This window comes from Clostridium sp. 1001270J_160509_D11 (assembly GCF_015667935.1).
In the GTDB taxonomy this organism is placed as follows: Bacteria; Bacillota; Clostridia; order Peptostreptococcales; family Peptostreptococcaceae; genus Intestinibacter.
Genome location: NZ_JADPET010000250.1, coordinates 1 through 1,751 on the forward strand (window position 1 = coordinate 1; position 1,751 = coordinate 1,751).

The window sequence follows — 1,751 nt, forward strand, 5'->3', positions numbered from 1 at the left end:
ATTTTACAATTTTTTATCTATTTAATTCTTCCTATTTTAAAAATATTTGTATATAATTAATCTATATGCAAAGGTGGGGATGTAATTAATATGAAGTCAATAGGAATTATAGATTTAGGATCAAACTCATTAAAATTATTAATTGCAGAACAGAGACATTCAAATAATATAAATGTACTGTTTGAAAGAAAGCATCAAATACGACTTAGCGATTATTATATTGATGATATACCGAATTTATCGGCGATAGGAATATATAAATTAGTTTTGAGCATACAAAATTTCAACGAAAAGTGTAAATCGTTTAACTGTGATAAAGTAATTGTAGTTGCGACTGAGACACTTAGAAAATGTGCTAATAAAGATATTGTATTAAGTGAAATAAAAAAAGAAACAGGATTAGATGTTAAGATACTTTCAGGTTATGAAGAATCTTACTTAGGTTATATATCGACAATAAATACCTTAAATTATAATAATTATTTTTTAGTGGATATGGGTGGAGCAAGTATAGAAATAGCTTTAGTAAAAAACAAAAAATTTAAAAATTATGCTAGTCTGCCTTTAGGGCCTATTCCTCTTTCTAGTAGATTTAATTTATTTAATAGGATATCTCCTTTTACTAGGAATGAATTTAAAAATTATATATATAGGGAATTCAACAAATACCCATGGTTAAAACAAGGAAGAAACCTGCCAGTAGTGACGATTGGCGGTTCTATAAAAAATATAGCTCAGATTCATATCTGTAATAGCGATACTTATATAGAGCCTTGTTTACACAATTTTAAAATGAATTATTCAGAAATATCTTATATAAATAATAGAATTTGTAGTTTAGATTACAATGAAAGAGTAAATATAAAAGGCGTATCTAAAAAACGAGCAGATGTAATATGTGCTAGTTCTAATTTTATGAAGTACTTTATGCTTTATACACATAGTAAAAAAGTTATTATAAATAATTATGGAATTAGAGAAGGAATATTTTTTAGTTGTTTAGAAGAATAAACCTAGCTATATAAAATATAGCTAGGTTATTATTTATATTTTTATTTTTCTGGAGATTTTCTTTCTATATTTAATTCTTTATCAAGTTTTCTAAGGATTTTTCTAAATTCATGGTCTCCTTCTTTTTCAAGAACTATATGATCTCCTACTAAACGTCTAAATTCAGCATCTGATTTTTCAAGATCTTTATCACTTATGTCATCTAACTTTTTAAGTCTTTTATCAATATCTTCTATTAATTTTTTACCATCATCAATCATTTCTTTATTTAATTTATTTACTTTATCGTTGTCAGATGTACCTTCTTTTTCCATATTGTCTATAAAATCTTGAATTTTTGCTTTACTATCTATTAAGGCATCTTTTACTTCTTGTAAGTATTCTTTGTTACCTGGATAATCATGGTCTTTATAGTATTTTTCTGCACTGTCTACGTCACCATAAATATAGTAACTTTCTTCTAGTGGAACTATACTAGATTCATAGTTTTTAGTGTAGACATTATAGTAATTTTCATCAACTACTTTATCTGCTACATCTTCTTCTTTGTTTGCAGTATTGTTTGTGTTTGTGTTTTCATTTGTTTTTTTGTTACTACATGCAACTGCGCCTAAAACCATTACTAACGCTAATAATAAAACTAAAAATTTATTTTTCATATTAAGTCCTCCGCTTTAATTAATTTTCTATTTTATTATTTATAGTATCGGCACTTTTAATATCTGAGATGGCAGCCTATT

General features: G+C 25.7%; 2 protein-coding genes. One reads left to right on the forward strand and one right to left on the reverse strand.

The annotated features are described in order from the left end of the window. Positions 1-90 precede the first annotated feature (90 nt). Positions 91-1,011 carry a hypothetical protein gene (locus I4U58_RS13720; RefSeq protein ID WP_195931894.1) on the forward strand — a complete coding sequence of 307 codons (921 nt, stop codon included), beginning with the start codon at positions 91-93 and terminating at the stop codon, positions 1,009-1,011. 41 nt (positions 1,012-1,052) lie between these two features. Here I4U58_RS13720 and I4U58_RS13725 read toward each other — a convergent pair whose 3' ends face one another. After that, positions 1,053-1,670 (reverse strand): hypothetical protein, encoded by a 618-nt coding sequence (locus I4U58_RS13725; RefSeq protein WP_195931895.1) that lies wholly within the window; start codon positions 1,668-1,670, stop codon positions 1,053-1,055. Positions 1,671-1,751: the final 81 nt, after the last annotated feature.

Bases quoted from the DNA above. Each gene is read 5' to 3' on its own strand.
- I4U58_RS13720 (WP_195931894.1), top strand. From the start codon at position 91: ATGAAGTCAATAGGAATTATAGATTTAGGATCAAACTCATTAAAATTA.
- I4U58_RS13725 (WP_195931895.1), bottom strand. From the start codon at position 1,670: ATGAAAAATAAATTTTTAGTTTTATTATTAGCGTTAGTAATGGTTTTA.